The organism is Pseudomonas sp., from assembly GCF_050739995.1.
GTDB lineage: Bacteria > Pseudomonadota > Gammaproteobacteria > Pseudomonadales > Pseudomonadaceae > Aquipseudomonas.
Genome location: NZ_JBOICG010000427.1, coordinates 1 through 2,635, shown reverse-complemented (window position 1 = coordinate 2,635; position 2,635 = coordinate 1). Strand labels below are relative to the sequence as shown.

The 2,635-nt window shown below is 56.4% G+C and carries 2 protein-coding genes; both read right to left on the bottom strand.

Annotated features, from left to right (window positions below):
* Nucleotides 1-145 precede the first annotated feature (145 nt).
* Entirely contained in the window at nt 146-493 is a 348-nt protein-coding gene (locus ACRESD_RS14135; protein WP_431751473.1) for a BON domain-containing protein, read from the bottom strand.
* Between the two features lie 295 nt (nt 494-788).
* Nucleotides 789-2,635, bottom strand: a 1,847-nt coding sequence (pnp, locus tag ACRESD_RS14130) for a polyribonucleotide nucleotidyltransferase (RefSeq protein WP_431751472.1), incomplete at its 5' end; no start/stop codon positions are given.

Below are 2,635 nucleotides of genomic sequence, written 5' to 3'. Positions count from 1 at the left end.
CCCCACAATAGAACAGGCCCCGACACAAGTGCCGGGGCCTGTAATGACCACATCCGTGTGGTCGGTCGCATGAACCTCGGAGGTGCATTGAGTGGATAACTAACTCACGCGCCGCCGCCGCCTAGTTCAGACGATTCGTTGAGCGTTACTCTACTTTCAGGCCGTCGGCCGATACAGCTTTAACGCCTTTGATATTCTTGGTGATGTTCACCGCGGTGGTTTTTTGCGCTGCGGTCACTGCGACAGTCGACGACAGGGAAACCACACCTTTGTTGGTTTCGACTTTGATGTCGGTGCCAGGAATGCCTTTCTCGGTTACCAGGTCACTTTTCACTTTGGTGGTGATCCAGGTGTCGGAGGTCGCTTCTTTGGCCTTGGTCACTTCACCAGCGGCTACAACCATAGGAGACTGGGAAGTTTGGGCAAACGCAACGTTAGCCATGGTCAGGGTCAGCGCGGTGGCAGTTGCAGCAGCGATAGCGAACTTCTTCATACGAGTAACTCCTGTTTTTTCTGAGGTCTGCAGCGTTTCAACGTTAATGCCGCAGGGCTACCAGTAATGTTGCAGGCGCTGTGCCAAGTATCAGAACCAAATAAAATCATTTAAAAACAATGAGTTATTGAGTTTTACTTTTTTCGAAATCGTGCAAGTTGCATGAACCCCATCATTCCTGCATGCAAGTTGCGGTTTTTGGTTCAGGCTGAACGGCTGATTTCGCTTCACATTCCAGCCACCATAAAAAAAGGACTCCGAAGAGTCCTTTTTTCAGCGTGCAGCTTAAGGGTGATTAAACGCCCGAAGCCTTGGCTGCTGCTACGTCCTTGATGGACAGCTTGATACGGCCGCGGTTGTCCACGTCCAGTACCAGCACTTCCACTTCCTGGCCTTCTTTCAGAATGTCGGTCACTTTCTCAACACGAGCGTCGCTCAGCATGGAGATGTGCACCAGACCGTCTTTGCCCGGCAGGATGTTGACGAATGCGCCGAAGTCGACGATGCGCTCAACTTTACCGACATAGATCTTGCCGATCTCGGCCTCGGCGGTGATGCCCAGAACGCGCTGGCGTGCAGCCTCAGCCGCTTCCTTGGTTTCGCCGAAGATCTTGATCGAGCCGTCGTCTTCGATATCGATCGAAGCCTTGGTCTCTTCACAGATCGCACGAATGGTCGCGCCGCCTTTACCGATAACATCACGGATTTTGTCGGTGTCGATTTTCATCGCGATCATGGTCGGAGCATTTTCCGACAGTTCGGTACGGGATTGACCAATGATCTGGTTCATCTGACCGAGGATGTTCAGGCGCGCTTCCAGGGCTTGGCCCAGAGCGATTTCCATGATTTCTTCGGTGATGCCCTTGATCTTGATGTCCATCTGCAGCGCGGTCACGCCTTTGGCGGTACCGGCTACTTTGAAGTCCATGTCGCCCAGGTGGTCTTCGTCGCCCAGGATGTCGGTCAGGATGGCGAATTTCTCGCCTTCTTTAACCAGGCCCATGGCGATACCGGCAACCGGCGCCTTCATCGGCACACCAGCGTCCATCAGCGCCAGGGAGGCACCGCAAACGGAAGCCATGGAGCTGGAACCGTTGGACTCGGTGATTTCCGACACAACGCGGATGGTGTACGGGAACACGTCAGCAGCAGGCAGCATGGCCTGTACCGAACGGCGAGCCAGACGACCGTGACCGATTTCGCGACGACCAGCGCCACCCATGCGACCACACTCGCCCACCGAGAACGGAGGGAAGTTGTAGTGCAGCATGAACGGGTCTTTCTTCTCGCCTTCCAGGGTGTCCAGCAGCTGTGCGTCACGGGCAGTACCCAGGGTCGCGACTACCAGAGCCTGAGTTTCACCACGGGTGAACAACGCCGAACCGTGAGTCTTCGGCAGAACGCCGACTTCGATGTTCAGCGGACGTACGGTGCGAGTGTCGCGACCGTCGATACGTGGCTTGCCGTTAACGATGTTTTCGCGAACGGTGCGGTATTCGATTTCGCCGAAAGCCGCTTTGACGTCGCTGGAGGAAGGCTGGCCTTCTTCACCGGACAGCTTGGCTACAACCTGATCCTTCAGCTCGCCCAGGCGTGCGTAACGGTCGGCCTTGACGGTGATGGTGTAGGCATCGGAGATGGCAGCGCCGAACTCGGAGCGGATAGCGCCCAGCAGTTCAGTGGCTTCCGGGGCAGCAGCCCAGGTCCAGGTTGGCTTGGCGGCTTCGGCAGCCAGCTCGGTGACGGCCTTGATGACCGCTTGGAATTCATCGTGGGCGAACAGCACGGCGCCCAGCATCTGGTCTTCGGTCAGCTCTTTGGCTTCCGACTCAACCATCAACACGGCTTCCGAAGTACCGGCAACGACCATGTCCAGGCTCGATGCTTTCAGTTGCTCGTAAGTCGGGTTCAGCAGGTAGCCGGTGCTTTCGTGGAAAGCAACGCGAGCTGCGCCGATCGGACCATCGAAAGGAATACCGGAAATGGCCAGGGCAGCCGAGGTACCGATCATCGCAGCGATGTCCGGATCGGTCTTCTTGCTGGTGGAAACGACGGTGCAGACAACCTGCACTTCGTTCATGAAGCCTTCTGGGAACAGCGGACGGATCGGACGGTCGATCAGTCGGGAAGTCAGGGTTTCTT

Bases quoted from the DNA above. Each gene is read 5' to 3' on its own strand.
- ACRESD_RS14135 (WP_431751473.1), bottom strand. From the start codon at position 493: ATGAAGAAGTTCGCTATCGCTGCTGCAACTGCCACCGCGCTGACCCTG.